Genomic DNA, 17579 nt, shown 5'->3' with positions numbered 1-17579 from the left:
ACCCGCGCATGCCGGCCCTCGAGGCCGGCATGCGCGTTTACGCGTTCGAATTCGCCAAGCGGCGGCGCCGCGCTCAGATCAATTCGAGCTTCGACGTCAGGTACGTGAGCTGGATCCGGTTCGCGACGCCGAAGCGCTTGCGCAGCTTGCGCAGGTGATAGTCGACGTTGTGCGCGCTGGTGTCGAGGCGCCGGCCGATCTCCTTGTCGGATGCGCCTTCGGCAATGCCGAGCAGCAGTTCCTGCTCGAACGGCGTGAGCCCGTTCACCGCGCGCTCGCGCGACGTCGAGATCAGTTGCGGCGAGGCGAACTTGTGCACCGACAACCCGATCGACAATGCCTGCTCGATCGTCGCCGGCGTGATCCACTCGCGCGTGCGGCGCGGCGCGGTGAAGCTCATGAACGCGTGCAGCCGCGTGCCGGGCACGGCCATCGAATACATGATGCCGCTGCACATCCCGTCGTCCTGCATCGTCTGCAGGAAGCCGTCGAGCGTGGCGGGGCGCTCGCTCGGGCCGTCTTCGCGCTCGCGGTACTCGCGGCGCAGCTGCTGCAGGTCCCACACGATCGGCATGTTGCAGACGCGCGCGCCGAGCGTGCGCGGATCGACGTCGTGATGGTTGTGCCGCACGTAGTCGCCGCGATAGGTGGGCGGCGTGAACGCTTCGTGCAGATAGAGGCTTTCGACGCGCTCGCGCGAGAATTCGAGCGCGAAGTACGCGAACGTCGAGAAGCCTGTCAGATGCAGCAGGCTCGTGACGATCCGGTTGCGCTCGGCCGTGCTCTGCGCGTGCGCGAGCGTATCGGCGACGCCGAGCTTCGGCGCGTGCGGCTGCGTGACGTCGCCGCCCTTCACGTCGTCGCACCAGACGACCTGCACGGTGCGCTCCCGGCGCGCATCCGCGCAGGCGCCCGACGCGCGCGGAAAGGTTGGGGCGACCGCTTCTTCATGCAATGCAATATCGGACATGAGCCATCCCTCGGAATCGACGCGCATCGCCTGGCGGCGGCCGTATCGTGAACGGCATTCGCGGCGGTGCGATCGAGCATCGTTTTGATATGCGCCGATCGTCATCCCTGACGAAACGCGGGGGCATTGTACAAAAATGCCTGTGTATGCGTAATATGCCGTAATACTAATTGCGGCGAAAGGTTCATGTTCACGCGCGTATATTGACTACCAGAAAATCATAAAGAAAAGACCAGATCGTGACGGGGCGCAGTTTCATATATTGGGAAAGGGGCGGGCTCCTCATGACACATGCTGACGGCGCACCACGCGTCGAATGGTTCTCACATGCCGATATCGCGGCCGCGGCCGCTTATTCGAGCGAATATCAGGCAATCGAGCGCGACGTTTTTACCGGCATTCAAATCGGATCCGGTAAAACCGACCTTGCGCCAATCGATTTCGCGCAATGCCATGCGCGATTGCGGCAAATCGGTTTCAGTACGCTCGGTTACGGCGCCTACGAAATGATCGGGCGGCGCATTCTGTGCGCCCATCTGCTGCGCGATCTCGCGCCGGCAACGTTCATGCAGCCGTTCATCGAAGGGATGCTCTACGAGAGCGACCCGCGTTTCGCGCAGGTGCGGCAGAGCGGCTTTCCGGTCGCATGGCGGCTCGACGAGATCGAGGCGGCCGCGCAGGGCAGCGGCGACCGCAAGGTGCTGGCGCTCGCCGGCCATCTGCGTGCGCACGCGATGAACAGCGGCGTGATCTTCAGCCTGTCGGCGCCGCGTCTCGACCTGCGCGTCGCGGTGAACGTGACGTCGGAGACGCACGGCACCGAATGGATCGACGATCGCGTGATCGGCGGCGCGCTGGCGGTGAGCCTCGCCGTGCATCGCGTCGCGCTGCCGTTCCTCGAGGCGCGTATCGCACGCATGCGCGGTTTCGCGCTCGGCGACGAGCAGCAGCAGGTGCTCGATCGCCTCGTGCACGGGCTGTCCGACCAGGAGATCGCGAGCGCGCTGCGCACGTCGCTGCACAAGGTCGGCCATCACATCCGGTCGCTCGAGAAACTCTTCAACGTGCAGAACCGCGCGCAGCTCGCGTACCTCGCCGCGCGGCGCCTGTAACCCCGAAACGGCGCACCGCCGGCGTGCGCGCCGGCGGCCCGGCACGCAATGGAAGCGGTTCCGGCGGCGCGTGCCCGAGCGTGCCGCCGGGTTTCGTAGTCCGATTCGATCGTCGCCGGAAAACGCGCTTTCGCGCTACGAGGCGCATCCCTTTTTCCATCGTTTCCCGTCGCTACACTCGTCCCATTCAACGGTCCGCGCGGCACGGGCAGGATTGCCCGTGCCGGCCGGCGATAACGACAGGACGACGGCACGATGGCTGAACCGAAGGCGCTCCCCCGCGACTGGCAGCGGTTGTTTTCCGCCGGCCGCGGCGTGTCCGGACCGCGTCTCGGGGGCGCATCGCCGCGCGCCGACCTGTTCATCGCGGTGTTCATCGTCGCGGTCGTCGCGCTGTTCATCCTGCCGCTGCCGCAGGCCGCGCTCGACGGGATGATCTCGCTGAACCTCGCCGCGAGCGTCGTACTGCTGACGGTATCGACCTACGTGCCGTCGGCGGTGAGCTTCTCGTCGTTTCCCGCCTTGCTGCTGTTCACGACACTGTTCCGGCTCGCGCTGAACATCGCGTCGTGCAAGCTGATCCTGCTGCACGCGAACGCTGGCCACGTGATCGACGCGTTCGGGCGGCTCGTGGTCGGCAACAACGTCGTGGTGGGCGGCGTGGTGTTCCTCGTGATCGCCGTCGTGCAGTTCATCGTGATCGCGAAAGGGTCGGAGCGGGTGGCGGAAGTCGGCGCACGCTTCTCGCTCGACGCGATGCCCGGCAAGCAGATGAGCATCGACGCGGACTTGCGCGCGGGCATCATCAGCGCCGACGAAGCGCGCGAGCGACGCGAGAAGCTGGAGCAGGAATCGCAGATGCACGGCGCGATGGACGGCGCGATGAAGTTCGTGAAGGGCGACGCGATCGCGGGCCTCGTGATCGCGTTCATCAACATCGTCGCGGGGATCGCGGTCGGCACGCTGATGCACGGGATGGATATCGGCCAGGCGCTGCAGCGTTACGCGATCCTGACGGTCGGCGACGGGATGGCGTCGCAGATTCCGTCGCTGCTCGTGTCGATCGCCGCCGGCATCGTCACGACTCGCGTCGCGACGCGCGATGCGCGGCAGCGCCAGCTCGGCGAACAGCTCGGCGAGCAGCTGGGGGCGCATCCGCGCGCGCTGCTGATCGCGGCGGTCGTGCTGGCCGGCTTCCTCGTCGTGCCCGGTTTTCCGAAATGGTCGTTCGCGCTGATCGCGATCGGCCTCGGCGTGTTCGCGTTCTCGCAGCTCAAGCGCAAGACGGCCGCGCCGAGTTTCAACCTGATCCAGATCGCGGGGCGCGTCGGCGCGGCCGACGACGGCCAGCCCGCGAAGGTGTCGCATGCGGCCGGCGTCACGTCGCTGATCGCGGTGTCGCTGTCCGACGACCTGCGCGCGAGCCTGAACCTCGCGCAGTTGCAGGCCGCGCTGTCGAGCGCGAAAGCGCGCGTCGATGCGGACATCGGCACGGTGTTCCCGCGCATCACGCTGAACGACGACGAAGGCGCGGCGGCCGGCACGTACCGGATCTATCTGCAGGACGTGCTCGCCGCGCACGGCGCGCTGAAGCCGGGCTGGCTGCTGTGGGACGGCGTCGCGCCGCTGCCCGAGCGCGCGGAGCGCCAGCCGGCCGAGGCATTCGGCCCGTTCGCGACGGCGCTGTGGATCAAGCCCGACGGCCCCGCGCCGGACGGCAAGTGGCTGTCGAGCGAAAGCGCGCTCGCCGCGCATGTCGAGCAGATCGTGCGCCAGCATGCGGACGAACTGCTCGGGATCCAGGAAACGCAGGCGCTCGTGCACCTCGTGCGCCGCGAGCACCCGGAACTCGTGGGCGAGCTGACGCGGCTCGTGCCGCTGCAGCGCGTGACCGAGGTGCTGCGCCGGCTGCTGGCCGAGCAGGTACCGATCCGCAATTTGCGCGTGATCTTCGAAAGCCTGATCACGTGGGCGCCGAACGAACCGGACGACGTGATCGCGCTGGTCGAGCTCGTGCGCGTCGATCTGCGCCGGATGATTACCGACCGCCACGCGGGCACGACGCGCCAGCTGCGGGTCGTGTTGTTCGAGCAGAACCTGCAGGAGCGGATCGAGAGCGCGGTGATGCGCACCAAGCAGGGCAATTTCCTCGCGCTGTCGAGCGCGGTCAAGCAGGACATCGGCGAGCAGGTGCGCGCGATCGTGCAGGCCGCGCCGGCGGGCGGCGCCGGCGGGCACGGCAATGCGCAGGGCGCCGTGCGGCTCGCGGTGATGGTCGCGCTCGGCGCGCGCCGCTACGTGAAGACGATCCTGCAGCCGGTCCTGCCCGACCTCGCGGTGCTGTCGTACCAGGAGGTCGAGGAAGACGTGCAGCTGCATACGGTCGGCTGGGTCAAGAACCCGCCGGACGACGGCACGGTCGGCGCGGGTGCCGGCGTGCGTGCGCCGGGAGCCGTGCAATGACGAGCTCGACGATCCTCGACCTGACGCGCCAGGCGCTGATGCTCGTGCTGCTGCTGTCGCTGCCGATCGTGCTGATCGCCACCGTCACGGGCCTCGTCGTCGCGATCCTGCAGGCCGTCACGCAGGTGCAGGACGCCAACATCGGCATCGCGGTGCGGCTGATCGCCGTGATGGTCGCGCTCGTGCTGTTGTCGGGCTGGCTCGGCGGCGAAGTGCTGCGCTTCGCGCAGCAGGCGCTGGAACGCATGTTCGTTTCTTCCACAGGAGTCCTTTGATGCGTCGACGCGTCGCCTCGATCCGGTTTCAACCGCGCAGCCTGCAACGGGCCGCGCTTGCCATGTGCGCGACCGCGCTGCTCACGGCGTCGCTGTGCATGGCGCCCGCGCAACATGCGCGGGCCGCGGACCTGCGCTGGCGCAACAAGCCGTTCACGATCGTCGCGAACGGCAAGAAGATCGGCGACTTCATCCGCGAGCTCGCGTCGTCGCAGGGCGTGACGGCGGTGGTCGACCCGAAGGTCGACGGCGTGATCAGCGGCCGCTTCTCGGGCACGCCGCAACAGACGCTCGACACGATCTGCTCGACCTACGGGCTCACGTGGTACTACGACGGCTCGTTCCTGTACGTCGATCCGGCCGATCAGTCGCAGACGCAGATGATCCCGATCCCGCCGAACGCAGCCGGTGAGATCGGCCGCGCGCTGCAGGCGATGCAGATTCCCGACAAGCGCTACACGCTGGTGATCAACGACCGCGCGAACAGCGTGTACGTGGCCGGCCCGCGCCGCTACGTCGAGCTCGTGCGGCAGGCGGTCGGCTCGGTCGGCGATCCGTCGGCGAACGGCGCGCATGCGGACATCCGCGCGTTCCGGCTGAAGTACGGCTGGGCGTCGGATTTCACGATCAACCGCTCGGGCAAGGAGGTGACGGTGCCGGGCGTCGCGACGATCCTGAGCCGCCTGTTCGGCAAGGGCGGCGGCACGAACGCGCTGCCGTCGAGCACGCCGCTCGGACAGGCCGCGCGCCAGGTGAAGCTGGGCTCGGGGCTGACGATCGCCGTGCCGCGGCTCGACTTCCCCGATATCGCCGGCGGCCCGCGCGCGGGCGGTTACGCGGGCGACAGCAGCGCCGGCGGCGGGCTTGCACCGTTCGGGAACGCCGGCGGCGGCGACGCGCTGCCGCAGATCGTCGCCGATCCGGCGATCAACGCGGTGATCGTGCGCGACCTGCCGGAGAACATGTACCGCTACCAGTCGCTGATCAACCAGCTCGACGAGCGGCCGCGCATCGTCGAGATCAACGTGACGATCATCGACATCAACGAGGATTCGCTCGACAGCCTCGGGATCGACTGGCGCCTGCACACGACGCACGGCGACGTGCAGATCGGCAACGGCGCGAATCCGCTGAACGGCAACACGCAGTACAACGGCTCGGGCAATCCGCCGCTCACGTTCGGCGTCGGCACGTCGGAAACCGGGCAGACGGGCACCTTCCTGCCGACCGGCATCGCGTTGACGGCATCGATCGGCGGCTCGCTGCGCAACTACCTGCTCACGCGCGTGAACGCGCTCGCGCAGAAGGGGCAGGCGCAGTTGCGTTCGAAACCGAAGGTGCTGGCGCTCGACAACACCGAGGCGATCCTCGAGAACCTCACGCAGTTCTACGTGCAGGTGCAGGGTTACCAGGATTCGTCGCTGTACAGCGTGACGACCGGCACGAGCATCAAGGTGACGCCGATGATCGTCGACGAGGCGATCCGCAACGCGGCGGCCGTGTCCGGCAATCCGCAGAGCGTGATGATGTCGATCGACATCCAGGACGGCAACGTCGTGCAAGGGCAGGCCGTGTCGAACATTCCGGTGATCCAGCAGCGCAACATCGTCACCAAGTCGATGATCGACGAGGGCAAGAGCCTGCTGATCGCGGGTTTCAACGACGACGAGGTGAAGCTGAACAAGAGCGGCGTGCCCTGGCTGTCCGACATTCCGCTGATCGGCAACCTGTTCAAGTACACCGACAAGTCGGGCAACCACATGGAGCGGTTCTACCTGCTGACGCCGCGCGTGGTGACGACCGCGTCGATGTATGCGCCGGACGGCTCGCCCGTGAACCCGGGTGTCGACGCGCCGGCCGGCCAGGAAGGACTGTCGATGTACCGCCCGCCGGACAACGACGTCGCGGTGCCGCTGACGCCGAAGCCGCTGCCCGGCACGAAGTTCGGTCCGCCCGCGCTGCCGCCGCCGAAGGATGCGGCGGCGCAGCCCGCGACGACCGCAGGAGCCACTCCCCATGTCGACGAGCATCATTGATCCGCACGGCGACGGCGCATTGCCCGGCGGCGCGGGGGGCGGCGCGGCCGCGCTCGCGTCGCCGTGGAACCTGTGCTTCCTGAGCGGGCCGATGTACGGCCGCACGATGTCGCTCGCGCGCGGCGCGAACTGGGTCGGCACCGCGGCCGATTGCGAAGTGATCCTGCCCGATCGCGAGATCGGCGCGAAGCAGGTGTGCCTGCAGGTCGGCGCGCTCGCGGTGACCGTGCAGAACCACGGCGGCGAGACCGGCGCGGCGGTGCTGTTCAACGACGAACCGCTCGGCGCGGGGCGCCGCTCGCTGACGCCGCACGACGTCGTGACGGTTGGCTCGATCCGGCTCGGCATCGCGCGGCATGCGCAGGCGAGCGTCGCGGTGCCGGACGAAGCCGATGCGCCGGACGCCGCGCGCGAGGCCGCGTGGCTCGGCTGGCTCACGGGCGGCCTGCGCCGCCTCGGCAGCCGCCGGCTCGTGATCGCGCTGGTCGCGTTGTGGATCGGCGTGCTGCTCGGCGCGCTCGGCTACGGCTTCGTCGCGTGGTCGGGGCGCCTGCCGTGGCAGCACGAATCGGTGCTCGCGCGCACGCACCGGCTGCAGCAGCTGCTGCATGCGTATCCGGAGCTGGCCGTCGCGCCGCGCGACGACGGCGTGATCGTGTCGGGCTACGTCAGCGATCCGGCCGCGCGCGAACGCGTCGCGCAGATCGTCACGGAGGTCGACAACGCGGCGCTCGGCAACATCTACGTGGTCAGCGACCTGGTGGCGACCGCGCAGACCTATTTCAGCGATACGGCGCTGACGGTGACGTATCTCGGCCGCGGCCGGATCGAACTGACGGGCGCGGCCGCGCGCGCGCAGATCGAGCCGCGCATCCGCAACTACATGAAGGATGCGCGACCGGCGCTCGAAGTCGTCGATCACGTGCGCGATGCCGATCCGGCCGCGCCGCGCACGGCGACGACGCTGGGCGGCACGGCTGGCATTCCGGAGATCACGACCGTGTTCGCGGGCGACGGCGACCAGCGCTACATCGAGACGGCCGACGGCAGCCGCTATTTCGAAGGCGCGCGGCTGAAGGAGGGGGCGACGGTCGTGTCGATCGGCCCGGACGAAGTCGTGTTCGAACGCGGCGGCCAGCGCATCACGATGCCGCTCGGCGGCCCGTCGGCGCGTGCGCCCGAACAGGCGCCGGCGCCGCCCGTGGCACCGCTCGCGAGCGGCGCGGCCGCCGGGGTCGCGCAGCCGGTGCCGGGGCCGACGCTGTTGCCGGAGGCGGCGGCAACCGCGGCGGCATCGAAGGAGAAGGCGCACTAGCGCCGCGACAGGTCATGCGCATCGCGCGGCGCGCGGTGCGCGCATTACGCGAGGCGTCGCAGCGGTGCGGCGGCTCACGTCGCCGGCGGGGCATGGGGCCGCCGCCGGAAGGTGGATGAACTTCACTTAAAGGAGCACAACATGGGTACGCAGGCAGCAGGTGGTGCAACCAACACGAACCAGGTCCAGCAGCAGGCCGACGACCTGACCAAGACGCAGCTCGAACTGACGAAGATCAACTTCCAGGTCCAGCAGTCGACGGCGACGTTCGAAACCAGCAACGCAGTGACCGCGCAAGAGGGGACGGCGAACGCCCAGGTTGCGCAGCACCTGAGCTCGGCCGGCCGCGCATGACGCCGGTCGCCGGCCGTGCCGCGCGTGGCCGCGCGCCGGGTCTGCCCGAGCAGGGCGTCCGGCGGCGGATGCGTGCGTGCCGGCCGGTTTGTTTCGGGCTGGCCCGACCGATCCGGTCCGGCGTCGGCCACTCGAGGAGGGCATGAACATGTCAGTGACAGGCGTAGGCGCGGCGCCGCCGGGCGCGGCCGCGCTCGCGAGCGCCGCGCAGCAGCAAACGGGTGCGGCGTCCGATCCGGCGCAGGTGCGCCAGTTCGATGCGCTGATGCAGCCGGGGGCATCGGCGGCGGCCCCGCCGTCCGCGTCGGGCGTCGCGATGTCGCGCGCGCCGGCGGATGCGGCGCCGGCCGTGCAGATGACGCCCGCGCAGGCGAACCAGTCGTCGCTCGTCGAGCGGTTGCGCACCTACGGCAACGATCTCGATTCGCGGTACGCGAACATCGACAAGCATCGCAGCGAGATGCTGACGTCGATGGCGGACAGCCGCAGCGACCCGCTGATGACGATGGTGAAGGCGATGGACTTCCAGTGGACGGCGACCACCACGATTTCGGAATACCAGTTGAGCCTGTCGGTCGCGCAGGCGGCGAACGGCTTCACGCACACGGTGCTGAAGACGCAGGAGTGATGGCGCGCGTGGGCCGGATCCGGTCTCGCGCGCCCTGAAGCGGACAAACGATGACGACGATCGATTCGACGCCGCGCGTGCATGCGTGGCGCAGCCGGGCGGCGCGCGCGCTGCTCGCGGGGCTGCTCGTGCTGTTGGCCGGGTGCCAGAAGGAGTTGTACTCGGGCCTGTCGGAGCGCGACGCGAACCAGATGGTCGCCGTGCTCGGCGACGCGGGCATCAGCGCGTCGAAGGACAACGACGCGCGCGACACGTCGGACCGCAACGCGTGGCTCGTGAGCGTCGCGGACGGCGACATGCAGTCGGCACTCACGGTGCTGCAGGCGAACGGGCTGCCGAAGCCGAGCTATGCGAGCCTCGGCGAGCTGTTCCAGAAGCAGGGCCTCGTGTCGACGCCCGCCGAGGAGCGCGTGCGCTACCTGTACGGCGTGTCGCAGGATCTGTCGCGCACGCTGCAGGACATCGAGGGCGTCGTGGTCGCGCGCGTGCAGGTCGTGATTCCCGAGAACGATCCGTTGGCGGACAAGATCAAGCCGTCGTCGGCGGCCGTCTACATCCGCTACCGGCCCGGCGTCGACCTGCGCGCGATGGCGCCGATGGTCAAGGATCTCGTCGCGCACAGCATCGAAGGGCTGCAGTACGACAACGTGTCGCTGTTCCTGCAGCCGGCCGCCGCGCGCGCGACACGCGTGGACGGGATCGGCAGCGCGGTGTCGGACGTCCTGCGGCTGCGTTCGCCGCTCGGCTGGCTCGTGTTCGCGCTGATCCTGTTGACTTGCGCGGTCATCGCGCTGTCGGCCGCGCGGCGCGGGATGTTCGGCGCGCGGCTCGCGGGCCTGCTCGGTGCGCCGCGCGGGGCGAACGGCGCCGGCGGCGCGTCGCAGCCGGGCGGCGGCCTGCGCGCGGCGGACGGTGCGCGCGACGGCGCATGAGCGATCCGCACGCGCCGCCGCCGGGCGACGGGCTCAACCCGGCCGACGCCGCGCCGCCGCCGTGGCTGCAGCCGCTCGCGGCACCGCCCGCGCCGCGCCGCGCGGCGTTTCATGCGCTCGTCTGCGACTTCAACCTGCGGCCCGACCGCTACCTGCACGTGACGCGCGTGCCGGCCGACTGGCCCGCGCGCTACCGCTCGCCGGACGCGTTCGGCGCGGCCGGCCGCAAGCTGCTCGCGCGGCACCTGCTCGCGGCGAACGACGTGGCCGGCCGGCACGACTTCGACGTCGCGAACCCGTGCGCGCGGCTCGCGCTGCTGCCGGGCGCGGCGCTCGAGCAACTGGCCGCGTATGCGGGACTGCTGCTGCATCGCGCGTGGCTGCGCGACGCGCTGGCCGGGCGCCGCATCCGCGCGGAAGTCGCGGCGCGGCTCGGCGGCGACGCGCTGGACCTCGTGCTCGAACGCGCGCCGGAATTCGGCGCGCTGGCGGAAACGCTCGAACCGTGGCGTGCCGATCCCGCCGCGTTGCCGGTCGTGATCCGCGCGCGCGGCGGCCGGCTGCTCGCGGATTTCATCGGCGCGGCCGGCGAGGCGGTCGCGCGGCGCGTGCGCCTGAAATTCAACCGCGCGATCGACGACGAGGCGCCTTACTGGCTGAACCGCGCCCAGCGCGACCAGTTCGGCGAACTGATGTTCCTGTTTCTGATTCCCGAGAGGCTTGCGTCATGGGACTGGCTTTTCTGATCACGAGCGACAACCTGCAGCTGCTGTCGGAGCGCAAGGTGCTCAAGGAGCGCGAGTACGCGGCGCTGCTCGATGCGTCCGCGGTGATCGCGACCGCGCATGAAGAGGCCGCGCGCATCGTCGCCGACGCGCAGCGCGAATTCGACAAGCGCCAGGCGGCCGGCTACGACGAAGGGATGCGCCGCGCGCAGCGCGAGCAGGCCGCGCAGGCCTACGCGCAGGCGCTTGCCGCCACGCGCACGATGGAGACGATGAAGGATGCGATGGCCGATATCGTCGTGAAAGCCGTGCGCGCGATCGTCGGCGAGATGAGCACGCAGAAGCTGTACGAGGCCGCGCTCGCGCGGATCGCGCCGCTCGTGCGCGACGAGGCGTTTCTGGTCGTGCATGTCGCGCCCGGCCGCCAGGACGAGATGCGCGACGCGCTCGACGGCGCGTTCGCCGGACAGTCGAACCGGCAGAAGATCCGCATCGTCGAGGACGCGCGGCTCGAGCGCCACGCGTGCACGGTCGAGACACCGTCCGGGCGCATCGACGCGAGTCTCGACCTGCAGATCGACGCGCTGCGCCAGGCGATCCGCCGCGATGCGCTGAAGGGCGCCGCGCGATGAACGCGCCGCTCGACGATCCGCAACCGTTCGGCGGCGACGACGACGGCGCGCCGTTCGATCGCGGCCGCCTCGTCGGCGAACTCGACGCGGGGCTCGCGTTCTTCTCGCCGGTATCGGTGCAGGGTCGCGTCAATCACGCGGTCGGGCAGATCCTGAACGCGACGGGCATCCGCGCGCGGCTCGGCGAGATCTGCGAGTTGCGCACGCCGAACCAGCCGACGCTGCTCGCGGAGGTGGTCGGTTTCTCGCGGCAGACGACGTTGCTCACGCCGCTCGGCGACGTGGCGGGGCTGTCGCCGGAGACGACCGTCGTGCCGTCCGGGCGCGAGCATGTGTTTCCGGTGGGGGACGGGCTGTTCGGCCGGGTGCTCGACGGGCTCGGCCGGCCGCTCGACGATCGCGGGCCCGTGACGGGCGCCGCGTGGGTGTCGACGCAGCAGGACCCTCCGAATCCGCTCGCGCGCAAGATGATCGACACGCCGTTTCCGACCGGCGTGCGCGTGATCGACGGCCTGATGACGCTCGGCGTCGGGCAGCGCGTGGGCATCTTCGCGCCGTCCGGCGTCGGCAAGAGCACGCTGCTCGGGATGATCGCGCGCGGCGCGCAGGCCGATGTGAACGTGATCGCGCTCGTCGGCGAACGCGGTCGCGAGGTGCGCGAATTCATCGAGCACAGCCTGTCGCCGGAGGTGCGCGCGCGGTCGATCGTCGTCGTATCGACCTCCGATCGCCCCGCGATGGAGCGCGTGAAATCCGCGCTGGTCGCGACCGCGATCGCCGAGCACTTCCGCGACGCGGGCAAGCGCGTGCTGCTGCTGGTCGATTCGCTGACGCGTTTTGCCCGCGCGCAGCGCGAGGTCGGCCTCGCGAGCGGCGAGCCGCCGACGCGGCGCAGCTTCCCGCCGTCGACGTTCGCGGTGCTGCCGCGCCTGCTCGAGCGTGCGGGGCAGGGTGCGTACGGGTCGATCACCGCGCTCTATACGGTGCTCGTCGAAGGGGACGAGGAATCGGACCCGATCGCCGAGGAAGTGCGGTCGATCCTCGACGGCCATATCGTGCTGTCGCGCAAGATCGCGCTCGCGAACCGCTATCCGGCGATCGACGTGCTCGCGAGCCTGTCGCGCGTGATGCCGCTCGTCGCGAGCCGCGCGCACCAGCAGGCGGCCGCGCGCGTGCGCGAGCTGATCGCGAAGTACCAGGAGATCGAGCTGCTCGTGCAGATCGGCGAGTATCGCGAAGGCAGCGACCGCCTCGGCGATCTCGCGCTGCGCGCGCGCGACGCGATCGGCGCGTTCTGCGCGCAGGCGTCGAACGAGGACGTGCGTTTCGATGCGCAGCTCGCGAAGCTGATGAAGCTGGCGAACGATCATGTCTGAAGCCGACGACCGCCTCGTGCTCGCGACGCTCGCGCGCCTGAAGCGCGTGCGCGAGATGCGCAGCCAGATCGCCCGCGTCGCGGCCGCGCGCCAGCAGGGCGTCGCCGCGCAGAGCCGTCGCGCGCTCGATGCCGCGCAAGCGCAGCTTGCGCAACAGGTTGCCGCGAAGGCCGCGATCCAGGTGCGGCTCGCCGACGATCTGCGCGAGGCGCGCGCGCTGCAGGAGGCCGCGGCCGATACACGCACGTTCGACCGCCACATCGGCACCGCGAACGCATCGGTGAACCAGGCCGCGCACCTGCATCGCGGCCACGAGGCGACGCTCGCCGACCTGCAGCGCGCCGCGCGCAAGGCGAAGGCCGCCGAGGACAAGCTCGAGAAGGCCGGCGAGAAGGCGCTGCAGGCGCGCGCCGCCCGGATCGAGCGCGACGCCGACGAAGTCGCGGACGGTTACGCGGTGCGGCGTTTCTCGACGGCCGGCGCATGGGTGGCCGGGGCGGCCGGGGCGGGCGATACGGCCGGTCATGCGTCCACGCCGCCTGAAGCGGCCGCCGCGTTCGATGCGGAGATGTCCGGCCCGGCTGGCGAGGCCGCGGCCGACGATGCCGCGCCACCCGCGGCCGCGGAGCGCCGATGCTAGATCAGGCCGCGGGTTTCAACGACGTCGCGGGCACGCTGCGGCCGCTGCTCTACGTGATGCCGCGCCTGTTGCCGGTCATGTTCGTCGTGCCGGTGTTCAACGAGCAGATCATCACGGGCCTCGTGCGCAACGGGATCGCCGTCGTGATCGCCGCATTCGTCGCGCCCGCGATCGATTCCGCGCAGGTGGCCGCGCTGCCGTTCCTGATGTGGTGCCTGCTCGTCGCGAAGGAGGCGGTGGTCGGCATGCTGCTCGCGGGTGCGTTCAGCGCGGTGCTGTTCGCGATCCAGGGCGTCGGTTACCTGATCGACTTCCAGACCGGCAGCGGCAGCGCCGCGTTCTTCGATCCGATGGGCGGGCACGAGGGCGGCCCGACGTCGGGATTTCTGAATTTCGTCGCGATCACGCTGTTCGTCACGGCGGGCGGCCTGCAGGTGCTGGTGCAGCTGTTCGCGCAGTCGTACGCGTGGTGGCCGATCGGTTCGCTCGGCCCCGATTTCTCGTCGATGCTGCAGACCTTCATCGTGCGGCAGACCGACACGATCTTCGAATGGATGGTGAAGCTCGCGGCGCCGGTGACGATCGTGCTGGTCCTCGTCGAGCTCGGCATCGGCCTCGTCGGGCGCGCGGTGCCGCAGCTGAACATCTTCGTGTTCTCGCAGCCGCTGAAGAGCGCGCTGGCCCTGCTGATGATGATGCTGTTCCTGCCGGTGGTGTACGCGTCGCTGCATTCGCTGCTGAGCCCCGACAGCGGGCTGATGGCGCTGCTGCGCGCGCTGTTCGCCGCGCACGGCGGCGGCTGAGCGCGGCGGCACCGACATGGCCGAAAAGGACCAGAAGCCGACCGCGAAGCGCCTGCGCGAGGCGCGCGAGAAAGGCGACGTGCCGAAGAGCGCGGAGACGGTTTCGTCGGCGTTCTTCGTCGGCGTGTGCGTCGCGCTCGCGGTGGGCATCGGTTCGCTGTTCGCGCGGCTGCAGGCGCTGTTCCGGCTCGTGTTCGACGCGGTGGGCGCGGCGGACCCGGCCGCGCGGCTCGCGGTGCTGATCGACGGCGCCGCGCGCGACTGGGCGACGCTGTCCGCGCAGATCGTCGCGGCCGGGTTGCTGGCCGGGCTGCTCGCGGGCTTCGTGCAGGTGGGCGGCGTGATGGCGTGGAGCCGTCTCGTGCCGCAGCTGTCGCGGCTCAATCCGGCCGAGGGCATGAAGAACCTGTGGTCGCTGCGCAACCTCGTCAATCTCGCGAAGATGCTGCTGAAGACGGCGCTGCTGGTCGCGACGCTCGGCTGGCTGATCGTCGAGTCGCTCGACCCGGCGGTGCAGTCGGGTTTCACGCGGCCGGTCTCGATCCTTGCGCTGATCGTGAAGCTGCTGATGCTGCTGTTCGGCTGGGCCGCGCTGATCTACATCGTGATGGCGCTGATCGACATCGTGCACCAGCGGCACGAGTTCAACCAGAAGATGAAGATGTCGATCGACGAAGTGCGGCGCGAGCACAAGGAGGACGAAGGCGATCCGCACATCGAGGCGAAGCGCCGGCAGCTCGCGCGCGAAGCGCAGTTCGCGTCGCTGCCCGACCGTATCGGCTACGCGTCGGTGGTCGTGTATTCGCCGCGCGTCGCGGTGGCGCTCTATTACGGCGGGATCGGCACGCTGCCGTGGGTGCTCGCGCGCGGCGAGGGCGACGCGGCCGAGCGGATCGTGCGGCTCGCCCGCGACGCGTTGCGCCCGACGCTCGCGAACGTCGGGCTCGCCCAGGCGCTGTACGAGACGACGCCCGAGAACGGCACGATTCAGCCGCAGCATTTCCGCGAGGTCGCGCAGTTGCTGAAATGGGCGACCGGCGGGGGGTGACGCGGCGTGGCGCGGTGGCGGCGAGCGTTTGTGCATGCCGCCCTTATTTCCCGCGCGCGTCGCGCATCGGCCGTCCGTTCCCGTTCGATATGGCCCCTTGGCGGGGCGATCCGCCCCCGGGGCTTGACGCGGGTTTTTTTCCGGATTTCGTCTGCGTTCACCAGTGAATTATTGCTGATTTATTTCTTCGTAATATGGCCCGACCGTCACGCCCGACGGCGGCCGCGAGTTTGCGCGGTACATGACGGAACAGGTCAACAGGGGCAGACAAATCAAATGTGCGGAATCGACGGCTTTCTGAATAGCGTCGCCTTCGATGAGGAGACAGCGCGCGGCACGCTCGCGCGAATGACGACGAGCCTCGCGCATCGCGGGCCGGACGGGCAGGGGATCTGGGTCGACCCGGAAGCCGGCATCGCGCTCGGCCACCGGCGACTTGCGATCCTCGACCTGTCGGTGCATGGCCGGCAGCCGATGGCATCCGCGTGCGGCCGCTACGTCATGGTCTTCAACGGCGAAATCTACAACCATCGCGAACTGCGCGCGGAGCTCGAGCGCGCGGGTCGCGCACCGGCGTGGCGCGGCCACTCCGACAGCGAGGTGCTGATCGCGGCGATCGTCGCGTGGGGTATCGAGGCAACGTTGCGCCGCGCGACCGGCATGTTCGCGTTCGCGCTGTGGAATCGCGCGTCGCGCGTGCTGACGCTCGCACGCGACCGGATCGGCGAGAAGCCGCTCTACTACGGCCGGATCGGCGACGCGCTGGTGTTCGCGTCCGAGCTGAAGGCGCTGCGCGGTTATCCGGGCTTCGACGGCGCGATCGATCGCGACGCGCTGTGCCTGTACCTGCGCCAGTCGAGCGTGCCTGCGCCGTATACGATCTATCGCGGCATCCACAAGCTGCCGCCCGGCACCTACATCCAGTTCGAGCATGCGCGCGACACGCCGCGCGTGCGGGCGTACTGGACGCTCGAGCAGACGATCGAGGCGGGCCGTGCGCAGCCGTTCGAGGGCAATGCCGACGAAGCCGTCGACCAGCTCGACGCGATCCTGCGCCGGGCCGTCGCGCGGCAGATGGAAGCGGACGTGCCGCTCGGCGCGTTCCTGTCGGGCGGCATCGATTCGTCGACGATCGTCGCGCTGATGCAGGCGCAATCGTCGACGCCGGTCGACACGTTTACGATCGGCTTCCACGAGGCCGGCTACGACGAAGCCGGTTACGCGAAGGCCGTCGCGCGCCACCTCGGCACACGCCATACCGAACTCTACGTGACGGCCGACCATGCGCTCGGCGTCGTCCCGAAGCTGCCGTCGATCTACGACGAGCCGTTCGCCGATGCGTCGCAGATCCCGACCTTCCTTGTGTCGGAACTGACGCGCCGGCACGTGAAGGTGAGCCTGTCCGGCGACGGCGGCGACGAGCTGTTCGGCGGCTATACGCGTTACTTCCTGACGCCGCGCCTGTGGCGCAAGCTGCACCGCGTGCCGGCGGCCGTGCGGGCGCGCATCGCGGCCGCGCTGCATGCGCTGCGGCCCGATCACGCGGACCAGCTCGCGGCCGTCGCGCAGGGCGCGTGGGGCGGCGTGGAGGCGCGCGACACGGCGACGCGCATCGGCGATCGCCTGCACAAGCTCGGCCACGTGATGACGGCCGAGAGCCGGATCGGGCTGTACCGGCTGCTGATGTCGTCGGTGCATCATCCCGAGCGGATCGCGCTGTCGGGGCAGGAGCCGCCGACGCCGCTCGACACGGTGTCGGCGTGGCCCGCGCACCTGAGCTTCGCCGAGCAGGCGATGGCGATCGACACGCTCACCTACCTGCCGACCGACATTCTCGCGAAAGTCGATCGCGCGGCGATGGCCGTGAGCCTCGAGACGCGCATGCCGTTCCTCGATCATCACGTCGTCGAATTCGCGTGGCGCGTGCCGGCGTCCGTGCGCTTGCCGGAAGGGCAGTCGAAGGCGCTGCTGCGCCGGCTGCTCGACCGGTACGTGCCGTCCGCGCTGATCGACCGGCCCAAGCAGGGCTTTTGTGCGCCCGTCGATCACTGGCTGCGCGGCGCGCTGCGCGACTGGGCCGAGGCGCTGCTGCGCCCGTCGCGGCTACGCGAAGAAGGCTTCTTCGACGCGACCGCGGTCGAGCGGCTGTGGCGGCAGCACCAGACCGGCCGGATGAACTGGCAGCACCCGTTGTGGACGGTGCTGATGTTCCAGGCGTGGCTGGAACATCAGCGGGCGGCGTGATGCGGCGTGATATCGGCGCCCCGCGG

16 protein-coding genes are annotated in these 17579 nt (G+C 69.8%); 15 read left to right on the top strand and 1 reads right to left on the bottom strand.

Features of this window, described 5'->3' with window-relative positions:
• Positions 1–73: 73 nt before the first annotated feature.
• Positions 74–970, bottom strand: a complete 897-nt coding sequence (locus WJ12_RS30385; protein ID WP_059556957.1) for a helix-turn-helix transcriptional regulator — start codon at positions 968–970, stop codon at positions 74–76.
• Positions 971–1254: 284 nt separating this feature from the next.
• On the opposite strand from WJ12_RS30385, the gene WJ12_RS30380 reads away from it, so the two are divergent.
• The 15 genes from WJ12_RS30380 to asnB all read left to right on the top strand — a co-directional run bounded on the left by WJ12_RS30380 (position 1255) and on the right by asnB (position 17553).
• Positions 1255–2082: a helix-turn-helix transcriptional regulator gene (locus WJ12_RS30380; protein WP_034189396.1), complete on the top strand. Its 828-nt coding sequence runs from the start codon at positions 1255–1257 to the stop codon at positions 2080–2082.
• Positions 2083–2337: 255 nt separating this feature from the next.
• Positions 2338–4545: a type III secretion system export apparatus subunit SctV gene (gene sctV / locus WJ12_RS30375; RefSeq protein WP_059556793.1), complete on the top strand. Its 2208-nt coding sequence runs from the start codon at positions 2338–2340 to the stop codon at positions 4543–4545.
• Entirely contained in the window at positions 4542–4820 is a 279-nt protein-coding gene (gene sctS, locus WJ12_RS30370; protein WP_006480854.1) for a type III secretion system export apparatus subunit SctS, read from the top strand. The genes sctV and sctS overlap by 4 nt, the downstream gene beginning before the upstream one ends.
• A complete protein-coding gene (gene sctC, locus WJ12_RS30365; RefSeq protein WP_049029126.1) occupies positions 4820–6856 on the top strand; it encodes a type III secretion system outer membrane ring subunit SctC in 2037 nt (678 codons plus the stop codon). Before sctS ends, sctC begins: the two co-directional genes overlap by 1 nt.
• The gene (sctD, locus tag WJ12_RS30360; protein WP_059556792.1) at positions 6837–8171 is read left to right on the top strand and encodes a type III secretion system inner membrane ring subunit SctD; all 1335 of its coding nucleotides are present in this window, start codon (positions 6837–6839) and stop codon (positions 8169–8171) included. The genes sctC and sctD overlap by 20 nt, the downstream gene beginning before the upstream one ends.
• Before the next feature lie 141 nt (positions 8172–8312).
• On the top strand, positions 8313–8525 hold the full coding sequence (locus tag WJ12_RS30355; protein ID WP_034180511.1) for a hypothetical protein: 213 nt from the start codon (positions 8313–8315) through the stop codon (positions 8523–8525).
• Between the two features lie 148 nt (positions 8526–8673).
• Positions 8674–9153: a hypothetical protein gene (locus WJ12_RS30350; RefSeq protein WP_034189520.1), complete on the top strand. Its 480-nt coding sequence runs from the start codon at positions 8674–8676 to the stop codon at positions 9151–9153.
• A 50-nt stretch (positions 9154–9203) separates the two neighbouring features.
• Positions 9204–10085: a type III secretion system inner membrane ring lipoprotein SctJ gene (gene sctJ / locus WJ12_RS30345; RefSeq protein ID WP_034189400.1), complete on the top strand. Its 882-nt coding sequence runs from the start codon at positions 9204–9206 to the stop codon at positions 10083–10085.
• Positions 10082–10831, top strand: a complete 750-nt coding sequence (locus WJ12_RS30340) for a SctK family type III secretion system sorting platform protein (RefSeq protein ID WP_069245975.1) — start codon at positions 10082–10084, stop codon at positions 10829–10831. The genes sctJ and WJ12_RS30340 overlap by 4 nt, the downstream gene beginning before the upstream one ends.
• A complete protein-coding gene (gene sctL / locus WJ12_RS30335; RefSeq protein WP_034189402.1) occupies positions 10813–11442 on the top strand; it encodes a type III secretion system stator protein SctL in 630 nt (209 codons plus the stop codon). The genes WJ12_RS30340 and sctL overlap by 19 nt, the downstream gene beginning before the upstream one ends.
• Entirely contained in the window at positions 11439–12818 is a 1380-nt protein-coding gene (gene sctN / locus WJ12_RS30330) for a type III secretion system ATPase SctN (protein ID WP_069245974.1), read from the top strand. Before sctL ends, sctN begins: the two co-directional genes overlap by 4 nt.
• Positions 12811–13458 (top strand): hypothetical protein, encoded by a 648-nt coding sequence (locus WJ12_RS30325; RefSeq protein ID WP_069245973.1) that lies wholly within the window; start codon positions 12811–12813, stop codon positions 13456–13458. The genes sctN and WJ12_RS30325 overlap by 8 nt, the downstream gene beginning before the upstream one ends.
• Positions 13452–14261 carry a type III secretion system export apparatus subunit SctT gene (gene sctT / locus WJ12_RS30320; protein ID WP_034189405.1) on the top strand — a complete coding sequence of 270 codons (810 nt, stop codon included), beginning with the start codon at positions 13452–13454 and terminating at the stop codon, positions 14259–14261. The genes WJ12_RS30325 and sctT overlap by 7 nt, the downstream gene beginning before the upstream one ends.
• 16 nt (positions 14262–14277) lie before the next feature.
• Positions 14278–15309, top strand: a complete 1032-nt coding sequence (locus WJ12_RS30315; RefSeq protein WP_034189406.1) for an EscU/YscU/HrcU family type III secretion system export apparatus switch protein — start codon at positions 14278–14280, stop codon at positions 15307–15309.
• A 276-nt stretch (positions 15310–15585) separates the two neighbouring features.
• Positions 15586–17553 carry an asparagine synthase (glutamine-hydrolyzing) gene (asnB, locus tag WJ12_RS30310; RefSeq protein WP_034189407.1) on the top strand — a complete coding sequence of 656 codons (1968 nt, stop codon included), beginning with the start codon at positions 15586–15588 and terminating at the stop codon, positions 17551–17553.
• Positions 17554–17579: the final 26 nt, after the last annotated feature.

It is taken from the genome of Burkholderia seminalis, from assembly GCF_001718535.1.
Classification (GTDB): domain Bacteria; phylum Pseudomonadota; class Gammaproteobacteria; order Burkholderiales; family Burkholderiaceae; genus Burkholderia; species Burkholderia seminalis.
Note: the sequence above shows the minus strand (reverse complement) of the source record. Positions and strands in the feature narration are given on the sequence as shown.

Coding starts and splice junctions, on each gene's coding strand:
- WJ12_RS30385 (WP_059556957.1), bottom strand. CDS start 970: ATGTCCGATATTGCATTGCATGAAGAAGCGGTCGCCCCAACCTTTCCG.
- WJ12_RS30350 (WP_034189520.1), top strand. CDS start 8,674: ATGTCAGTGACAGGCGTAGGCGCGGCGCCGCCGGGCGCGGCCGCGCTC.
- WJ12_RS30380 (WP_034189396.1), top strand. CDS start 1,255: ATGACACATGCTGACGGCGCACCACGCGTCGAATGGTTCTCACATGCC.
- sctL (WP_034189402.1), top strand. CDS start 10,813: ATGGGACTGGCTTTTCTGATCACGAGCGACAACCTGCAGCTGCTGTCG.
- sctC (WP_049029126.1), top strand. CDS start 4,820: ATGCGTCGACGCGTCGCCTCGATCCGGTTTCAACCGCGCAGCCTGCAA.
- sctS (WP_006480854.1), top strand. CDS start 4,542: ATGACGAGCTCGACGATCCTCGACCTGACGCGCCAGGCGCTGATGCTC.
- sctV (WP_059556793.1), top strand. CDS start 2,338: ATGGCTGAACCGAAGGCGCTCCCCCGCGACTGGCAGCGGTTGTTTTCC.
- sctN (WP_069245974.1), top strand. CDS start 11,439: ATGAACGCGCCGCTCGACGATCCGCAACCGTTCGGCGGCGACGACGAC.
- asnB (WP_034189407.1), top strand. CDS start 15,586: ATGTGCGGAATCGACGGCTTTCTGAATAGCGTCGCCTTCGATGAGGAG.
- WJ12_RS30325 (WP_069245973.1), top strand. CDS start 12,811: ATGTCTGAAGCCGACGACCGCCTCGTGCTCGCGACGCTCGCGCGCCTG.
- WJ12_RS30355 (WP_034180511.1), top strand. CDS start 8,313: ATGGGTACGCAGGCAGCAGGTGGTGCAACCAACACGAACCAGGTCCAG.
- sctD (WP_059556792.1), top strand. CDS start 6,837: ATGTCGACGAGCATCATTGATCCGCACGGCGACGGCGCATTGCCCGGC.
- sctJ (WP_034189400.1), top strand. CDS start 9,204: ATGACGACGATCGATTCGACGCCGCGCGTGCATGCGTGGCGCAGCCGG.
- sctT (WP_034189405.1), top strand. CDS start 13,452: ATGCTAGATCAGGCCGCGGGTTTCAACGACGTCGCGGGCACGCTGCGG.
- WJ12_RS30315 (WP_034189406.1), top strand. CDS start 14,278: ATGGCCGAAAAGGACCAGAAGCCGACCGCGAAGCGCCTGCGCGAGGCG.
- WJ12_RS30340 (WP_069245975.1), top strand. CDS start 10,082: ATGAGCGATCCGCACGCGCCGCCGCCGGGCGACGGGCTCAACCCGGCC.